The 16,821-nt window shown below is 64.7% G+C and carries 14 protein-coding genes; 9 read left to right on the top strand and 5 right to left on the bottom strand.

What is annotated here, in order from left to right:
- A complete protein-coding gene (locus tag NLM31_RS33965) occupies positions 1-1,431 on the bottom strand; it encodes an IS701 family transposase (RefSeq protein ID WP_254128465.1) in 1,431 nt (476 codons plus the stop codon).
- A gap of 162 nt (positions 1,432-1,593) precedes the next feature.
- Here NLM31_RS33965 and NLM31_RS33960 point away from each other — a divergent pair, with 162 nt between their 5' ends.
- The 8 genes from NLM31_RS33960 to NLM31_RS33925 all read left to right on the top strand — a co-directional run bounded on the left by NLM31_RS33960 (position 1,594) and on the right by NLM31_RS33925 (position 9,808).
- Positions 1,594-2,934 carry an IS1182 family transposase gene (locus tag NLM31_RS33960; protein WP_254191428.1) on the top strand — a complete coding sequence of 447 codons (1,341 nt, stop codon included), beginning with the start codon at positions 1,594-1,596 and terminating at the stop codon, positions 2,932-2,934.
- An 85-nt stretch (positions 2,935-3,019) separates the two neighbouring features.
- Positions 3,020-4,681, top strand: coding sequence for a thiamine pyrophosphate-binding protein (locus NLM31_RS33955; protein ID WP_254195093.1), 1,662 nt, complete (start codon positions 3,020-3,022; stop codon positions 4,679-4,681).
- Between the two features lie 3 nt (positions 4,682-4,684).
- A complete protein-coding gene (locus tag NLM31_RS33950) occupies positions 4,685-5,950 on the top strand; it encodes an FAD-binding oxidoreductase (RefSeq protein ID WP_254195092.1) in 1,266 nt (421 codons plus the stop codon).
- A 9-nt stretch (positions 5,951-5,959) separates the two neighbouring features.
- Positions 5,960-6,703, top strand: a complete 744-nt coding sequence (locus NLM31_RS33945) for an aspartate/glutamate racemase family protein (protein WP_254195091.1) — start codon at positions 5,960-5,962, stop codon at positions 6,701-6,703.
- A 105-nt stretch (positions 6,704-6,808) separates the two neighbouring features.
- Positions 6,809-7,510, top strand: coding sequence for a GntR family transcriptional regulator (locus NLM31_RS33940; protein ID WP_254133626.1), 702 nt, complete (start codon positions 6,809-6,811; stop codon positions 7,508-7,510).
- 334 nt (positions 7,511-7,844) lie between these two features.
- Positions 7,845-8,375, top strand: a complete 531-nt coding sequence (locus tag NLM31_RS33935; RefSeq protein WP_254133625.1) for a thiamine pyrophosphate-binding protein — start codon at positions 7,845-7,847, stop codon at positions 8,373-8,375.
- A gap of 5 nt (positions 8,376-8,380) precedes the next feature.
- Positions 8,381-8,971 (top strand): thiamine pyrophosphate-dependent enzyme, encoded by a 591-nt coding sequence (locus NLM31_RS33930; RefSeq protein ID WP_254133624.1) that lies wholly within the window; start codon positions 8,381-8,383, stop codon positions 8,969-8,971.
- Positions 8,972-9,028: 57 nt separating this feature from the next.
- On the top strand, positions 9,029-9,808 hold the full coding sequence (locus tag NLM31_RS33925; RefSeq protein WP_254195090.1) for an SDR family NAD(P)-dependent oxidoreductase: 780 nt from the start codon (positions 9,029-9,031) through the stop codon (positions 9,806-9,808).
- Positions 9,809-9,963: 155 nt separating this feature from the next.
- Here the strand turns inward: NLM31_RS33925 and NLM31_RS33920 are convergent, their stop codons facing one another.
- Genes NLM31_RS33920 through NLM31_RS33910 form a run of 3 tightly spaced genes read right to left on the bottom strand, consistent with a single transcriptional unit; the run spans position 9,964 to position 13,733 of the window.
- A complete protein-coding gene (locus tag NLM31_RS33920) occupies positions 9,964-10,758 on the bottom strand; it encodes an IclR family transcriptional regulator (RefSeq protein WP_254195089.1) in 795 nt (264 codons plus the stop codon).
- Positions 10,759-10,777: 19 nt separating this feature from the next.
- On the bottom strand, positions 10,778-12,511 hold the full coding sequence (locus tag NLM31_RS33915; protein ID WP_254195088.1) for an FAD-dependent oxidoreductase: 1,734 nt from the start codon (positions 12,509-12,511) through the stop codon (positions 10,778-10,780).
- Positions 12,512-12,518: 7 nt separating this feature from the next.
- The gene (locus tag NLM31_RS33910) at positions 12,519-13,733 is read right to left on the bottom strand and encodes an ABC transporter substrate-binding protein (RefSeq protein WP_254195087.1); all 1,215 of its coding nucleotides are present in this window, start codon (positions 13,731-13,733) and stop codon (positions 12,519-12,521) included.
- A 205-nt stretch (positions 13,734-13,938) separates the two neighbouring features.
- Here NLM31_RS33910 and NLM31_RS33905 point away from each other — a divergent pair, with 205 nt between their 5' ends.
- Positions 13,939-15,240 carry an MFS transporter gene (locus tag NLM31_RS33905; protein WP_254195086.1) on the top strand — a complete coding sequence of 434 codons (1,302 nt, stop codon included), beginning with the start codon at positions 13,939-13,941 and terminating at the stop codon, positions 15,238-15,240.
- Between the two features lie 4 nt (positions 15,241-15,244).
- Here the strand turns inward: NLM31_RS33905 and NLM31_RS33900 are convergent, their stop codons facing one another.
- Positions 15,245-16,717 carry a hypothetical protein gene (locus tag NLM31_RS33900; RefSeq protein ID WP_254195085.1) on the bottom strand — a complete coding sequence of 491 codons (1,473 nt, stop codon included), beginning with the start codon at positions 16,715-16,717 and terminating at the stop codon, positions 15,245-15,247.
- Positions 16,718-16,821 lie beyond the last annotated feature (104 nt).

Genomic DNA, 16,821 nt, shown 5'->3' with positions numbered 1-16,821 from the left:
TTACTGCGTCACAAAAGAAGGCGCTGTTTGATCGGGCGAATGCAACAGGGACAGCGTGAGAGGGTGCGGACGATGGCAACGATCAGTCTTCGCCGCATCGTCGCAATCGAGTTCGGGATGTGACGTTCGGGTCGCAGCAGCGGAGCCTCTGGGTCGGTAACCGTTGGAAACCGCAAGTCTCTTGAACGGCCTGGTGGAACGAGATCCCGAGGGGGGAATCGTCTCCCTCTCGGAGACCAGGAATCCGTAGGCTGCGATGCACAGCGTAGCGTGGTGGTGGAAGCCACGCCAACCTCGCCCTTCGAAATGCCCGAGCCCGACCTCTTGTTTGAGATCCTGATAATCGCGCTCGATGCGCCAGCGCAGCTTGGTTAGATCGACTAGCCTTCCAAAAGTGATCGTTTCCGGCAACGTTGAAAGCCAGTATTTGGTCGGCTCGTCCTCACCTTCTGGCCATTCGATCAAAAGCCATTCTTCCGGTCGGCTTTCGGTGAGTTGGTAATCTCGATGCGCGACGCAAACGCGCGCGCGAGCGAAGCGCGACGATAGCCGCTCGGCCGCGCCCTCTCGCCACTTGATCGTGCGCCAGACCCGCTTAGGAAGGCAAAGAGCAAGCTCCTTGACCGAAATCGGTTGATGCTTGTGGTCGCGGCGCAGCAGCTTTGGTGGTCGCCCTTTGCCCGACCATTTTTTCGGCGGTAGCGGCGCCGTGTCGGATGTCCACACCGTGGTGTTTGGCAAGATACCAGCCACATAGGTCAACGCCAACGCGCTGATGCTGGTCCGCAGGTCCGTGTTGCAGCCATATCCGGCATCCATCAGCACCACGCCGCGAGGAAGCCCGGTTCTGCAGGCTGCTTCGATCTGTTCAAGCGCGATCTCTGGCTTGGTCTTAAAGCTGATCTCCTTGGGCACGCCCGCTTTGCGCCGACGTTTCTTATCTGCCGCCCATTCCTGCGGCAGATAGAGACGATACATCGCCGGCAGACTGGCGTGGTGATTGGCAAGCGACAGGGATACCGCGACTTGGCAGTTATCCTGCTTGCCGAGCTGCCCGCAATATTGACGCGCCACACCGACCGAGTGCGCTCCCTTCTTGGGAAAACCGGTGTCATCGATGATCCACGCTTCGATCGGTCCATGGCGCTCTATCGCCGGCAGTACCATCTCACCCACTTTGGCCAAAACACCCTCGTCAGACCAAGGCGATTGGCCGACGAAGTGCAGCAGCGACTGATGCTGCGCCGCCGTCCGATCAGGTGCCGTTACCGCTGCCATAGGCTCAACGCTTTTACGCTCCCCCGGCATGATTAAGCCGATGCAATAATCAAACAACGGCTGGGCCCGGTCCGCATGTCCGATCACACTCACAAGTTTCTCGACAAAAGCCGAAAATCGCGATTCACTGCCGCCTGATGTCCGGAGATCCATATCAGCCCCCGTTGCCGATGCCTGAATCTCAACAGGTAACTGATTCTCACAGGATCTCGCCCGCGATCTTTTGAATCAGACACTTTTCTGACTCAGTAGTACTAGGAGCCTGTCCGAGTAGTCCCTGTTCAATTGGGTGGGTTTCTGATTCTATTGGCGGCGATGAGCAAGTATTTTCGCCTCTGGAAGATTGATCAGCCGCAGCTTCTGCCGCCCAGCGTGCAGGATTTCGTACCAAGGGACCACTTGTCACGGTTCATCGTGGAACTGGTGCGGGAGAGCCTCGACCTCACCGAGATTAGCGGCAGCTACACGAGTGCGCTCGGCCAGCCGCCGTTCGATCCGCGCCTGATGGTGGGGCTGCTGCTCAACGGCTATGCGAGCGGCATCTACTCCTCCCGGCGCATCGCCAAGGCGTGCATCGAGCGCGCTGACTTCATGATGATCGCAGCCCTCGATGCGCCGGACTTCCGCACCATCTCCGAGTTCCGCAAGCGGCACCTCAACCAGCTGGCCGGGCTATTCGTGCAGGTGTTGAAGCTCGCCGAGAAGGCTGGGCTGGTACGGCTTGGGCATGTCGCGCTCGATGGCACCAAGATCAGGGCGAATGCGTCCAAACACAAGGCGATGAGCTATGGACACATGAAGAAGCGCCAAGCCGAACTGCAGGCCGAGGTCGATCGCTGGCTGGCCGCCGCCGAGGCCGCGGATGCCGAAGACGACAAGCTGCACGGCACCAAACGTGGCGACGAACTGCCCGACTGGGTCGCCGACAAGCAGAAGCGGATCGCCAGGATCGCTGCGGCCAAGGCTGAGCTGGAGGCGGAGGCCAAGGCCGCGGCCGACGAGGAGCGTCGCATCGAGGCCGAGAAGCAGAAGAGCCGCGAGGCTGAGGGTCGCAAGAAGACCGGCAAGCCCGCCGCGCCGCCATCCGACGAGCCTGCCGCAAAGGCACAGCGCAACTTCACCGATCCTGAAAGCCGCATTCTCAAAACCAAGGACGGCTTCATCCAGGGTTATAACGCGCAGGCGGCCGTCGATGGCAAAGCGCAGATCATCGTTGCACACGGGCTGACGCCGAGCACGAGCGACCATGGCCAACTGGTGCCGCTGGTCGATGGCATCGAAGCCAATCTCGGCCACAAGCCACAACAAGCTTCCGCCGACAGCGGCTATCTGAGCGAGGCCAATCTTGCGAGCCTCGAGCAGCGCGGGATCGACGGCTACATCGCCACCGGACGCGCCAAGCGCCCCACCGCCGACAACGGCAAGGTCGGCGGACCGCTGACACAGGCGATGAGAAAAAAGATTGCCGATGGCGGCTTCGACACCCCCTACCGGCTAAGAAAGCAGATCGTGGAGGCGGTGTTCGGACAGATCAAGCAGGCACGCGGCTTCCGCCAGTTCCTGTTGCGGGGCCTGGCCAACGTGCGTGCCGAATGGGCGATGATCTGCACCGCCCACAACCTCGTGAAGCTCGCTAACCTCGCAAGGGCCGCATGAGCGGGATTCGTGTCAAAATGCGCCAACCAGAAAGATATCTGGACGGGCTCCTAGAGCGTATCGCCAAAGCCTGCAGGGAGCTGTCATGACCATCAGAAACACCCGCACCGGGGGCCAGATCCTGATTGATCAGCTGGTCGCCCAGGGCGTCGATCGCGTCACCTGCGTGCCGGGCGAGAGCTATCTCGCCGCGCTCGACGCGCTGCATGACAGTCCGATCGACGTCGTGATCTGCCGCGCCGAAGGCGGTGCTGCGATGATGGCGGAAGCCTATGGCAAGCTCACCGGCCGTCCCGGAATCTGCTTCGTCACCCGCGGCCCCGGCGCGACCAATGCCAGCCACGGCGTCCACATCGCGATGCAGGATTCGACGCCGATGATCCTGTTCGTCGGCCAGGTCGACACCGGCATGCGCGAGCGCGAGGCGTTCCAGGAGCTCGACTACAAGGCGGTGTTCGGCACCATGGCGAAATGGGCGGTCGAGATCGATCGTCCCGACCGCATTCCGGAGCTGGTCGCGCGCGCCTTCCGCGTCGCGATGCAGGGCCGCCCGGGTCCGGTCGTGATCGCGCTGCCGGAGAACATGCTGACCGAGACCGCCGCCGTCGCTGACGCCATGCGCATCGAGCCCGCGGTGAGCTGGCCGGCGCCATCAGATCTCGAGCAGGTCGGTGCGATGCTCGCGAGCGCCAAGGCGCCGCTCGTCATCCTCGGCGGCTCGCGCTGGACCGATGACGCCACCAAGAGCATCGCGCGCTTTGCCGAGCGCTTCGACCTGCCGGTCGCGACCTCGTTCCGCCGGGCGTCGCTGATCGACGCCGATCATTCGCACTATGCCGGCGACCTCGGCATCGGGCCGAGCCCGGGGCTGAAGGCCCGCATCGACAACGCCGATGTGATTCTTCTCATCGGCGGTCGCATGTCGGAGATGCCGTCATCGTCCTACACGCTGCTCGATATCCCGACGCCGAAGCAGAAGCTGATCCACGTGCATCCGGGCTCGGAAGAGCTCGGCCGCATCTATCAGCCGGCGCTGGCGATCCAGGCGACACCAGCCGCGTTCGCCGCCGCCGTCGAAACGCTGAAGCCTTCGGGCGCGGTGGCCTGGAAGGGCGAAGCCGCCAAGGCGCATGCCGATTACCTCGCCTGGACCGACAAGGCGCGCGAGCTGCCGGGCACGTTCCAGTACGGCCAGGTCATGACCTGGTTGCGCGACCGCCTGCCGAAGGATGCGATCGTCTGCAACGGCGCCGGCAATTATGCCGGCTGGATCCATCGCCATCACCGCTTTCACAGCTTCGCCGCGCAGCTCGCACCGACCTCGGGCTCGATGGGCTATGGCGTGCCGGCGGCGGTTCTTGCAAAGCGGCAATATCCGGATCGCGTCGTCGTCGCCTTTGCCGGCGACGGCTGCTTCCTGATGAACGGCCAGGAATTCGCGACCGCCGTGCAGTATGACGCGCCGCTGATCGTCATCGTTGTCGACAATTCGCAATACGGCACCATCCGCATGCACCAGGAGCGCGACTATCCCGGTCGCGTCGTCGGCACCCAGCTCAAGAACCCCGACTTCGCGATGTACGCCAAGGCGTTCGGCGGCCATGGTGAGCGCGTCGAGCGCACCGAAGAATTCGCGCCGGCGTTCGAGCGTGCGCTGGCCTCGGGCAAGCCGTCGATCCTCCACTGCATCATCGATCCGCGCGCGATCTCGGTCGGCAAGGATTTTGCGCCGGCAGTGAAGGCGTAAGCAATGTCGCAGGGCCGCCACGTCGCCATCATCGGAGCAGGCGCGGTCGGCGTGATCAGCGCCATCGAGGCGCTGCGCGAGGGCCATCGCGTCACGCTGATCGACGCGGGCGAGCCTGGTGGCGAGCAGGCGGCGAGCTACGGCAATGCCGGCTGGCTCTCCTCGCATTCGGTGATCCCGCCGGCCGAGCCGGGCATCTGGAAAAAGGTGCCGGGCTATCTCCTGGATCCGCTCGGCCCGCTCGCGATCCGCTGGTCGTATCTGCCGAAGGCGCTGCCCTGGCTGATCAAATATCTGCTCTCGGGCTGGACCGAGGCGCGCGTCGAGAAGACCGCCTTTGCGCTGCGTGATCTCCTGAAGGACGCGCCGCTCTTGCACCGGAAGCTCGCGGAAGAGGCCGGCGTCCCTGAATTGGTCGAGCGCAACGGCGTGATGCACGTGTTCCCGTCGCGCGGCAATTTCGACAACGATCTCGGCTGGCGCCTGCGCAAGAAGGTCGGCGTCGCATGGATGGAGCTGAACGCCGACGAGATGCGTCAGCGCGAACCGGATCTGCATCCGCGCTACACTTTTGGCGTGGTGGTGGAGGAGGCCGGCCGCTGCCGCGATCCCGGCGCTTACGTTGCAGCGCTGGCCCAGCACGCGCTGGCGAACGGCGCGAAACTCGTGCGCGCCAAGGCGACGGGCCTCAAGCTTTCCGGCAACAAGATTGTCGCCGTCCTCACCGAGACGGGCGAGATCGCTTGTGACGCTGCGGTGGTTGCGGCCGGCGCGCATTCGAAACGGCTGACCGCTTCCGTTGGCGATCCCCTGCCATTGGAAACCGAGCGCGGCTATCACGTCATGATCGAGCATCCGGAATCAGGTCCGCGCAGCTCGATGATGGCATCCGACGCAAAAATGGTGGTGAACTGGACCGACAAGGGTCTGCGCGCCGCCGGCACGGTCGAGATCGCCGGCCTCGAGGCCGCGCCAAACTGGAAGCGCGCCGAGATCCTGCGCAACAACCTTCTCGGCATGTTCCCCAAGCTGCCGAGAGATATCCCGGCTTCGCGCATAAAAACCTGGTTCGGGCATCGGCCGAGCATGCCCGACGGCATTCCCTGCATCGGTTACGCGCGCGCCTCGCGCGACATCGTCTATGCCTTCGGCCACGGCCATATCGGCCTGGTCGGCTCGGCCCGCACCGGCCGTCTCGTCGCGCAACTCCTGAGCGGCAAGCAGCCCGAAATCCCGCTCGCGCCATTTTCGCCCACTCGCTTCCTCTGAGATCGCACCATGACCAACGCAGCCAGCTCGTCTTCCCGTATCGCCCGTGGCGGCAAGGCCATCTATGGCGCGCCGCTCGGCATCCTGATGCTGGAAGCACGCTTCCCCCGCATTCCCGGCGACATGGGCAACGGCACGACCTGGCCATTCCCCGTGCTCTATCGCGTGGTGAGCGGTGCTTCGCCGGAGAAGGTGGTGCTGAAGGGTGCCGCCGGCCTGCTGCCTGACTTCATCGATGCGGCCAAGGATCTGGTGCGGCTTGGGGCCGAAGCCATCACCACCAATTGCGGCTTCCTCTCGCTGTTCCAGAAGGAGATCGCGGCGGCCGTCGGCGTTCCCGTCGCGACCTCGTCGCTGATGCAGGTGCCGTGGGTGCAGGCGACCTTGCCGCCGGGCAAGCGCGTCGGTCTCGTCACGGTGTCGGGCTCGACCCTGACGCCGGCCCATCTCGAAGGCGCCGGCGTGCCGCTCGATACGCCGCTGGTGGGCACCGAGCACGGCAAGGAGTTTTTCCGCGTCCTGATCAAGGCCGAGAAGGACGACATGGACGTGGCGCAGGCCGAGCGTGACGTGGTCGAGGCCGGAAAGCAGCTGGTCGCCAAAAACCCCGATGTCGGCGCGATCGTGCTCGAATGCACCAATATGCCGCCCTACGCGGCCGCGTTGCAGGCCGAGGTCGGGTTGCCGGTCTATGACATCTATTCCATGATCACCTGGTTTCATGCTGGACTGCGGCCGCGCGCCTTCGGCTAAGTCCGGCGGTTGCGAAGCTCTTCACAACCTCTGCCCTCGTTTGCATTGCAATCGCGCCCGCAGCCCCGGTATATTGGGCTGTGTGCGGGCATGAATGCAGTTGATATGAGCAACGTGGAACTGGCTTCCGATAGTATCGTCGATCGCGTCTATGAACAGCTCAAGGCGATGGCCGTGAGCTATGAGTTCAAGCCGGGCGAACGGCTCAACGAGGGCGAGCTGGCCAAACGCCTCGGCGTCAGCCGCACGCCGCTGCGCGAAGCGCTCAACCGTCTCAACACCGAAGGCTTCCTGCGCTTCACGCCGGGCAAGGGCTTTTTCTGCCGCGAGCTCGACGCCCACGAGATCTTCGATCTCTACGAGCTGCGCAAGTCGATCGAGGTCGCCTCGGTCCGCCTCGCCATCAAGCGTGCCAAGGACGAGGACATCGACGCGCTCCTGAAATTCCTCGAAGCCACCGGCCCCGATCCCGGCGAGCGCTCGTCAGTGGAACTGGTCGAGCTCGACGAAACTTTTCACGAGCGGCTGATGGCGATGTCGAACAACGCCGAAATGCTGCGCGTGCTCCGCAACGTCAACGCCCGCATCCGCTTCGTGCGTTGGATCGACATGGACAGCATCAACCGCTCCAACACCCAGGCCGAGCACCGCGCGGTCGTCGAAGGGTTGAAGGCGCGCAACGAAGACGCCTGCGTCTCGGTGCTGGAGAAGCACATCGATCGCCGGTTGGATCGCATCACGTCGGCGATCAAGGAAGGCTACGCGCAGATCTACATGCCGGCGGCGGCGAGGTCGGTGGCGAACTGAACCAGCCTGAACGGCGGTGCCTCTTCCCTTCTCCCCTCATGTCCGCCGAAGCCTTGGCGAAGGCGGATGCGGGAGAAGGTGGCGCGAAGCGCCGGATGAGGGGTATCTCTCGGCGCACATAGCTGCGCGTGAGTGCGTGGAGACGTGCCCCTCACCCAAGTGAGTTTGTGTCGACCTGCGGTGATGCCCTGTCCCGCAAGGGGAGAGGGCGCAATCATCCGCACTGCGCGAAAACCCAGCTATACAATCCTTCGATATCTGATCGTCCCAGACGGTCAGAGCTTTTGCGCCCGAACATCGCTAGCGTGCCGCTCGCAATTCACGGAGACACGCGGTGCATAGCCCCAAGCCCAATCCTGAAACCGACTGGCCGAGCGAGCTCTATCGGGTCCTCAAGGCCGCCGACGTCAAGCAGATGTCGTACGTGCCGGACGCCGGTCACAGCCAGCTCATCCGCATGTTCTCGGCCGACCGCGACGTCACCACCAACGTGCTGACCACGGAAGAGGAAGGCATCGCGATTGCCGCGGGCGCCTGGCTCGGTGGCCAGCGCAGCGTGCTGCTGATGCAGTCGAGCGGGGTCGGCAATTGCATCAACATGCTGTCGCTGTCGGCGATCGGCCGCTTTCCGCTCTTGATGCTGGTGACGATGCGCGGCGAATGGGCGGAGTTCAATCCCTGGCAGGTGCCGATGAGCCGGGCGACGCAGCCCTCGCTGGAGGCCATCGGGCTGAAGGTAATGCGGGCTGAGACGGCGGAGGATCTGGTCGAGACCGTCGAATCCGCGGCGTCGCTCGCCTACGAATCCGACCAGCAGATTGCAGTCCTGATCGGGCAGCGCCTGATCGGCAAGAAGAAGTGGTGATATCGATGACCGTTCCCTCCGAGCTCGATCGCCGCGCCGCCGTCGCGGCTCTTCTCAAGAACCGCAAGGACACGCTGGTCGTCTCCGGCCTTGGCTCTCCCACCTACGATTTGCATTCCGTCGGAGACCACGACGCCAATTTCTATCTTTGGGGCGCCATGGGCGGCGCTGCGCTGATCGCGCTTGGATTGGCGCAGGCCCAGCCGGGCAAGCGCGTCCTCGCGTTGACCGGTGACGGCGAGCAATTGATGGGCATCGGCGGTCTCGCCACCATCGGCGTCGCCCGTCCGCGCAATCTCGACATCGTCGTGATCGACAACCAGCATTTCGGCGAGACCGGCATGCAGGCGAGCCACACCGGCCGCGGCGTCGATCTCACCGCGATTGCCGCGGCCTGCGGCTTTGCTGCCACTGCGACGGTGCGGACGATCGAGGAGGTGCAAGACCTCGCGGCGCAAATCGCCGAGCCGGCCGATGGTCCGCGGCTTTTTGTCATCAAGGTGAGGGCGGAAAATCCGCCGCGTTCGCTGCCTTCGCGCGATGCCGTCTTTATCAAGAACCGGTTCCGTGCTCATCTCGGCTTCGCGGCAGCTTGAACCGGAATCCTCTCCGGGATAGCTCGCTGCCCAAGCAGCTATTCTGGAGTGAGACCCATGAAACTATCCGGCAAGGTCGCCGCCATCACCGGCGCGGCACGTGGCATCGGCAAGGCCTGCGCAAAGCGGTTCCTCGATGACGGCGTGAAAGTCGTCATCTCGGATGTCGATGCCGATGGCCTGGCGGCAACGGCTGCCGAGCTCGGCCGGCCCGATGCTCTGCGCACCGTCGTCGGCAATGTCGCCAAGCGCGCCGACGTCGACCAGCTCGTCGCCACCGCCGCGAAAGAGTTCGGCCGGCTCGACATCATGGTCAACAATGCCGGTGTCGCCCGCAACCGCGACATCCTGGAGATTTCCGAAGCCGAATTCGACGAGATCATCGGCATCAATCTGAAGGGCGCGTTCTTCGGCGTCCAGGCCGCGGCCAGACAGATGATCGCGCAAGGCGGCGGTGGCGTCATCATCAACATGTCCTCGGTCAACGCGCTGCTGGCGATCCCCGCGCTTGCGACCTACGCCATGTCCAAGGGCGGCATGAAGCAGCTGACGTCGGTTGCCGCCGTCGCGCTCGCCCCGCACAACATCCGCGTCGTCGCGGTCGGCCCCGGCACGATCCTGACCGACATGGTGGCGTCCTCGATCTACACCTCCGAAGACGCCCGCAAGACCGTGATGTCGCGGACGCCTGCGGGGCGCGGCGGCGAGCCGAGCGAGGTCGCCTCCGTCGTGGCGTTCCTCGCCAGCGACGATGCGTCCTATATCACCGGACAGACCATCTATCCCGATGGCGGCCGGCTGATCCTGAACTACACGGTGCCGGTGAAGGAGAAGTAGAGGAAGTCGCGGCTACACTTTCGGTGTCGTCCTGGCGAAAGCCAGGACCCATTACCACAAGACGTGGTTTGACGAAGATTTGTGGTCACGAGCTTGGACGACAACTACTCCCTGGGGTAATGGGTCCTGGCTTTCGCCAGGACGACTGGGAAACCTCACTCCGCCGCGATCGTCATGCCGTAGCCGAGCCGCTTCGAAATGTGGCTCGCGCAATCGCGCAAGGCGTGAGCGATCGGGCTGTCCCAGCGCGCATCGAACGTGCCTTCCGGCCCCATCGCGGTGATGACCAGCGCGACATGGCCGGCATGGTCGAACACCGGCGCCGAGAACGCATTGACGCCGGGCAGGGGATCGCCGAGCGCGCGGGCGAGGCCGTGCTTGCGGACCTCGGTCAGCATCTCGGTGACCTTGGCGCCTTTCACGGCGCGCTTGGGATTGTAGCCGACGCCGTGACGATCGAGGCCGCTTTCGAGCGCGGCATTGATGGTCTTCTCCGGCAGGAAGGCTGCGAAGGCGCGGCCCGTCGCGGTTTCCAGCAGTGCCATCACCGATCCGGCGCGCATCACGATGTGGACGGGCTGGCCGGGCTCTTCGAGCTGGACCACAGTCGGGCCGTGCGTGCCCCAGACCGCGAGCGAGACGGCGTGCCCGATCTGGCTCGCCAGTGCGGCGATCTTCGGCTGGGCGATGCGGACGCCGGAGAGGCGGCGCAGGCTGATCAGGCCGAGCTCGAGCGCGAGCGCGCCGATCTCGTAGCGGCCGGTGGTCTCGTCCTGCTCGATCAGGCCGATGCGCGAAAAGCTGGCGAGATAAGGATGCGCCTTGGCCGGCGTCATGCCGGCCTCGCGCGCGAGATCGCGCAGCATCATCGGCTCGCCGCTCCTGGCGAGGGCGCGGAGCAATTCTCCGCCGACCTCGATCGACTGGATGCCGCGGCTTTCTCTCTTCATGCGCCCCCTGGCGTGTGGTTTACGCCGCGTCGCGCTTGGCGGCGCTGTCGGCGAGATGACGGCCGGCAATGTAGCCGAAGGTCAGCGCCGGCCCAAGCGTGATGCCGGCGCCGGGATAATTGCCGCCCATGATGCTCGCCATGTCGTTGCCGGCGGCATAGAGCCCGGGAATCACCCGGCCCTCGGCGTCGAGCGCACGCGCGTTCTCGTCGGTGACAATGCCGGCATAGGTGCCGAGATCGCCGACCACCATCTTGATGGCGTAGTACGGACCGTTCTCGATCGGCGCGATGCAGGGGTTGGGGCCGTGCATGGCATCGCCCTGGTAGCGGTTATAGGCCTTTGAGCCCTTGCCGAATGCGGCGTCATGCCCCTGCGGAGCGGTCGCATTGAACTGCTTGACGGTCTCGACGAACGCTTTCGCATCGATGCCGGCCTTCGCCGCCAGCGCTTCAAGCGTGTCGCCGCGCATGAGGTAGCCGGTCGCGAGGTGATGACCGAGCGGCATCGGGAACGGCGGCACGCAACCGAGGCCGTATTTGCGCAGCGTCGGATGATCGCAGACGAGATAGGCCGCGATCTCTTCGCCGGGCTTTGCGGCCTTGATCATGGCCTGGACGAAGTCGTGATAGGAATTGCCTTCATTGGCAAAGCGCTTGCCGTCGCGCATCACCGCGATCACGCCGGGCTTGGCGCGGTCGATGAAGTGCGGCATCACGCCCTTCGAGCCATCCTTGCGCGTGGTCAGCGACACCGGCACCCAGGCCGCCGCATTCGGCAGGCGGTCCTCGACATGCCCGCCCGCGCTTTCGGCCAGGCGCAGGCCGTCGCCGGTGTTGCCGGTCGGGCCGGGCGAAAAGTGCTCATGGCCGGTCGGCGCGTGGGGAAACATCTTCTTGCGCCGCTCGACATCATGCGGGAAGCCGCCGCAGGCGAGCACGACGCCCGCGCGCGCACGGACACGGACCTCGCGGCCCTCGCGCGAAACGATCGCGCCCGTCACCGCGCCGTTCTCCACCGTCAGCTCACGCACCGGCGAGGATAGCCACATCGGGATCTTCAGATCCTGCGCGGATTTGGCGAGACGGCCGGCGAGCGCGTTGCCATTGGTCAAGGTCATGCCGCGGCCGTAGCGCAGCACGTCCATCAGGTGCCGCGACAGGCGCTTTGCGACGTAGACCGCCGAGGTCAGCGACTTCGTCACGCGCATGAAATGGATGATCTCCTTGCCGGAGCCCAGCATCATGCCGAACACGGTGAGCTCGGGCAGCGGCATGCCGAGCGTCTTGATTTGATCGCCGAGCTCGCGGCCGTCGAACGGGCGCGTCACCATGGAGCGGCCGCCCTGCGTGCCGCCGGGCACCTCGGCATGGTAGTCCGGGAACACCAGCGGCATGTCGAAGCGCAGCGCGGTTTTGGTGGTGAAGAAGTCGACGGCTTCGGGGCCGGCGCTCAAGAACGCATCGACGCGCGCGGCGTCAAAATTGTTGCCGGCCTCGTGCCGCAGATATGTGCGGGCCTGCTCCGGCGTCTCCGCGATGCCGTAGACTTTCGCCAGCGAGGTGCCGGGGATCCACAGCCAGCCGCCGGAGCGGGCGGTGGTGCCGCCGAAGCGCGGCTCCTTCTCGACGATCAGCACGTCGAGGCCGCGATAGCGTGCGGTGATCGCGGCCGACATGCCGGACGCACCCGATCCGGCCACGAGCACATCGCACTCGTATGTTTCGCTTGCGTTGCGCTCGTTGCCGGTCATGTGAGCCTCACTTCTTCAGCAGCGGACATTTGGACTCGGAGACCGGGCGATAGGCGTCCTCGCCCTTCACGGTCTTGATGATCTCCAGATAGTCCCAGGGCTCCTTGGACTGCTCGGGCGACTTCACCTTCGCCAGGTACATGTCGCGGATGACGCGGCCGTCTTCGCGCAACTTGCCACCATGGACGAAGGTGTCCTCGATCGGCAGCTCGCGCATCTTGGCCATCACCTTGGCCGGATCGTCGGTGCCGGCGGCCTTGATGCCCTTGAGATAGTGCAGGACCGAGCCATAGACGCCGGTCTGGATCATGGTCGGCATCACATTGGTGCGGGCGAAGAACTTTTTCGACCAGGCCCGCGTCGCCTCATCCATGTTCCAGTACGACGCCGTCGTCATGTAGGTGCCTTGTGCGGACTTCAGCCCGATCGCGTGCACGTCGGTGTCGAACATCAGGAGGCCGACCAGCTTCTGGCCGCCCTGGACCAGGCCGAACTCGCCGGACTGCTTGATGGCGTTGTCGGTGTCCTGGCCGGCATTGGCGAAGGCGACGACGTCGGCCTTGGAGCTCTGCGCCTGCAGCGCGAAGGAGGAGAAGTCGGCGGTGTTGGTCGGATGCTTGACGCCGCCGAGCACCTTGCCGCCCATCTCGTTGATGAAGCGCGTGGCGTCCTTCTCGAGCTGCTGGCCGAAGGCGTAGTCCGCGGTGATGAAGTACCAGGATTTGCCGCCTTCCTTGATCACGGCGGAGGCGGTCACCTTCGACAGCGCATAGGTGTCGTAGGTGAAGTGCACGGTGTTCGGGCTGCACAGCTCGTCGGTGAGCGAGCTCGCGCCGGGGCCGGACAGCAGCGCGATCTTGTTGCGCTCGCGCACCATGTTGTGCACGGCGATCGCGATGCCGGAATTGGGAATGTCGACGACCGCATCGACCTTGCCGTTGTCGAACCAGCCGCGCACGATATTGACGCCGACGTCGGTCTTCATCTGGTGGTCGGCGCTGATGATCTCGATCGGCTTGCCGAGCACGGTCGGCCCGAATTCCTCCACCGCCATCTTGGCGGCCTCGACCGATCCGGGTCCGGAATTGTCGCGGCCCCAGCTGGAGAGATCCGTCAGCACGCCGATCCGCACCACGTCGTCGGAGACTTGCGCGCTCGCAATAGTGGTCATGGCGGCAGACGTCATGGCCGCGAGCATGGTGCAGGCCAAAAGCCCTCTCATCGTCGTTCCCTCTCTTTTATGGGCCGCCTTGGCGCGGCCGGTTGTTCTGGCGATAAATTAGATATTAGCGAATTCATTTGTCAATGGCGAATTTTCGCGCGCCTCGTCCTTGCGAGCAAAGCGAAGCAATCCGGAACACCCCCGTAAGTTGCAACCGACATCATGATTAGCCATGATGCCCGCTGGAATCGTGGGGCGCATGGCAATGACGGCAGCAGCGGGGGTCTCCGGTGTCACGGAGCGGTCGACCACGGCGCATGTGGTGTGGGCGAGTGCGCTCGGCACTGCGATCGAGTGGTATGATTTCCTGATCTACGGCACGGCCGCCGCCCTCGTGCTCAACAAGCTGTTCTTCACGAGCTTTGACCCGTTCGTCGGCACGCTCGCGGCATTCTCGACCTACGCCGTCGGCTTCGTGGCGCGGCCGATCGGCGGCGCCATCATCGGACATTACGGCGACCGGCTCGGGCGCAAGAGGATGCTGGTCGCGACCATGATCGCGATGGGGCTCGGCACCTTCCTGATCGGATGCCTGCCGACCTACAGCCAGATCGGGGTCTGGGCGCCGATCCTGCTCGTCATCCTGCGCTTCGTCCAGGGCATCGGTCTCGGCGGCGAGTGGAGCGGCGCGGTCGTCATGGTGGCCGAGCATGCCGGCAATCGTCGCGGCTTTTATGGCAGCCTGGTGCAGATCGGCTTTCCCGTCGGCGTTGCCGCCTCCACCGGCATTTTCGGGCTGATGACGCAACTGCCCGAAGCCGACTTCTTGAGCTGGGGCTGGCGCGTGCCGTTCCTGATCAGCATCCTGCTGGTCGGAGTAGGCTTCGTCGTGCGGCTCAAGCTCGCGGAGACGCCGCACTTCAAGGAGGTGGTCGAGCGCAAGGAGGTGCTGGCGCAGCCGGTGTGGGAGGTGATACGCCGCGACTGGCGCAGCTTCCTGCTGGCGATTGGCATCACGGTGTCCGAAGTCGGGCTCGCTTATCTCCTCGCCGTCTTCACCGTGGTCTATGCCACGACGAAGCTCGGCCTGCCGCGCCAGGTGATCCTGAATGCGGTGGTCTATGCCGCGATCGTCGAATTCGCGACGCTGCCGCTCGCCGGCTGGCTGTCCGATATCTTCGGCCGCAGGGCGCTCTATCTCGCCGGCGGCGTGTTCTCCGTCGCGCTCGCGTTTCCGCTGTTCTGGTTCCTCGACACCAGGGACCCGGTGCTGATCACGCTCGCGCTCGTGGTCACGATGACGCTGACGCATGCGCTGCTGTTCGGACCCAAAGCGGCGTTCATGCCGGAACTGTTCCGCACCCAGGTGCGCTACAGCGGCGCCTCGCTCGGCGCAAATGTCGCAGCCGCGCTGAGCGGCGGCTTCTCGCCGCTGATCGCAACGGCGCTGCTCGCCTGGGTCGGCACGTACTGGCCAGTATCGCTCTACATCATCGCGCTGTCGATCATCACGATCGTTGCGACGTTGATGGCGCCGGAGACCGCGCGCGACACGCTGAAATCATAGGCAGTCAGAGGCAGGCGGGATTGGCCGCGCCGGGGATCACCAGGAATGTGATCGTGGCCGGCGCGAGACGGATCGTGCCGGCCGCTGTTGGAAGGCTCGCGATGTCAGGCATTCGATCGCCCGCCACAAGCGCGAGCGGGCTGCCGTTCAATTGCACGCCGGCACTCTGCAGCCGGGCGGAGCTGAGCGTGTAACGCTCGGATGGAAGCGGCAGGGCGAGCGAGCGCGAAGCATCGCGCGAGGTGTTGATTGCGAGCAGCGTGACCGCGTCGTTCAGCTCCGGATGGCAATGCGCGTAGACGTGAAGACCCGGGACGATCGCGAGACCTGTCTCGAGCACCGTCGGTCCCATCAGCCGATGCCAGAGCAGCGCAGCCCAGTAGTTCGGGCGGGGACGGAATGTCGTCTCATCCAGCAGGCCGTAGTCGCTCGCGGCCAGCGTGTTGTGCATCACGACCTGGACGCCGGCTTTGGCCAGGCGCCCGAGCTGGTCGAGATAGCGAAACGTGTCGAGGAATGTCTTGTCCCAGCGATTGCCGCCACAAGCCGCATCCGCCGTCTCGGTCAGCCAGATCTGCCTGCCCGGCTCGAACGTGTCGCGTAAGTCGCGATAGATCGCCAGCGTCGAATCGGTACGCCCGAGCCATTGTTCCGAAAGCGCCTGCGCCGGGTCATCGCGGCCCCCACAGCGCGGCGAGATCGTGTTGTAGTGATGATAAGAGAAGCGGTCGACGCCAGGGCCGGACGCGGCGAGCAGGTCGCGCGTGGTGATGCCTGAGTCAGATGGGGAGGCGGTATCGCCGACCGAGCCGGGCCCTGCGATCAGCGTCTCCGGCGCACTGTGCCGAATCCATTCGCGAAAAATCTTGATGTCACGGCCGTAGGCGGTCGCGTCGTACCCGGGCGGAGCGCCGGCCGCGAGCGTCGGCTCATTCATGAACTCGACGGCACTGAGGCGGCCGCCGAGCGAGCGCGTGAAATCGAGCAGGCGTTGAGCCTGATCTGGCCGCCAGGTACCATTGCCGTTGCGGCTGCCGGGACTGACGGCCAGGGAGGTGACGATCTCCGCATCGACAGCGCGCGCGAAATCGACGACGCCGCCCCACTGCGCGCGGGTGAGTACGGAGTTGAAACCGGCCGGCGGTTTCGACGGTGCGCTCTCGGTGTCGGCAAAGAACGTCGCATTGGCCCAGGTTCCGCTGATCCGCATATAGGCCGGCGACAGAGCGGCTGCGAGTTTGCGCAGGCGCGCGTTGGACAGATCGATCGGAGGCCTGAAGCTGTAGCGATCGCGCTGATCGAAGCTGCGGCCCGCGCGCGGATACGGCTTCCAGAACCGTCCGCCCGTCACCTCCACCATCTCGATATTGTAGGACTGAAAGCGCGGGTCGATCTTTCCGATCGCTTTCAACGTCGCCGCCGCAATGGATGTTTCGTCGGCATGTGCGACGCCCGAGGTTGCGGCAATGAGCAGCACAATCGCCGCCGCTGTTGCCGCGCGAAGGGGCGTGCGCCGTTGTCTGCGTGTGCTTGTATGCACGGCCTGACGCCTTCTTATGCGCGCTGCCGAAAGCAAATGCA

Origin of the sequence: Bradyrhizobium sp. CCGUVB4N (assembly GCF_024199945.1) — a bacterium.
Classification (GTDB): Bacteria; Pseudomonadota; Alphaproteobacteria; order Rhizobiales; family Xanthobacteraceae; genus Bradyrhizobium.
The sequence above is the reverse complement of the archived record's forward strand: the minus strand, read 5'-3'. Positions and strand labels throughout refer to the sequence as shown.

What these genes read in the sequence shown, in the direction of transcription:
- NLM31_RS33965 (WP_254128465.1), bottom strand. Translation starts at nt 1,431, where the DNA reads ATGGATCTCCGGACATCAGGCGGCAGTGAATCGCGATTTTCGGCTTTT.
- NLM31_RS33960 (WP_254191428.1), top strand. Translation starts at nt 1,594, where the DNA reads ATGAGCAAGTATTTTCGCCTCTGGAAGATTGATCAGCCGCAGCTTCTG.
- NLM31_RS33955 (WP_254195093.1), top strand. Translation starts at nt 3,020, where the DNA reads ATGACCATCAGAAACACCCGCACCGGGGGCCAGATCCTGATTGATCAG.
- NLM31_RS33950 (WP_254195092.1), top strand. Translation starts at nt 4,685, where the DNA reads ATGTCGCAGGGCCGCCACGTCGCCATCATCGGAGCAGGCGCGGTCGGC.
- NLM31_RS33945 (WP_254195091.1), top strand. Translation starts at nt 5,960, where the DNA reads ATGACCAACGCAGCCAGCTCGTCTTCCCGTATCGCCCGTGGCGGCAAG.
- NLM31_RS33940 (WP_254133626.1), top strand. Translation starts at nt 6,809, where the DNA reads ATGAGCAACGTGGAACTGGCTTCCGATAGTATCGTCGATCGCGTCTAT.
- NLM31_RS33930 (WP_254133624.1), top strand. Translation starts at nt 8,381, where the DNA reads ATGACCGTTCCCTCCGAGCTCGATCGCCGCGCCGCCGTCGCGGCTCTT.
- NLM31_RS33925 (WP_254195090.1), top strand. Translation starts at nt 9,029, where the DNA reads ATGAAACTATCCGGCAAGGTCGCCGCCATCACCGGCGCGGCACGTGGC.
- NLM31_RS33920 (WP_254195089.1), bottom strand. Translation starts at nt 10,758, where the DNA reads ATGAAGAGAGAAAGCCGCGGCATCCAGTCGATCGAGGTCGGCGGAGAA.
- NLM31_RS33915 (WP_254195088.1), bottom strand. Translation starts at nt 12,511, where the DNA reads ATGACCGGCAACGAGCGCAACGCAAGCGAAACATACGAGTGCGATGTG.
- NLM31_RS33910 (WP_254195087.1), bottom strand. Translation starts at nt 13,733, where the DNA reads ATGAGAGGGCTTTTGGCCTGCACCATGCTCGCGGCCATGACGTCTGCC.
- NLM31_RS33905 (WP_254195086.1), top strand. Translation starts at nt 13,939, where the DNA reads ATGACGGCAGCAGCGGGGGTCTCCGGTGTCACGGAGCGGTCGACCACG.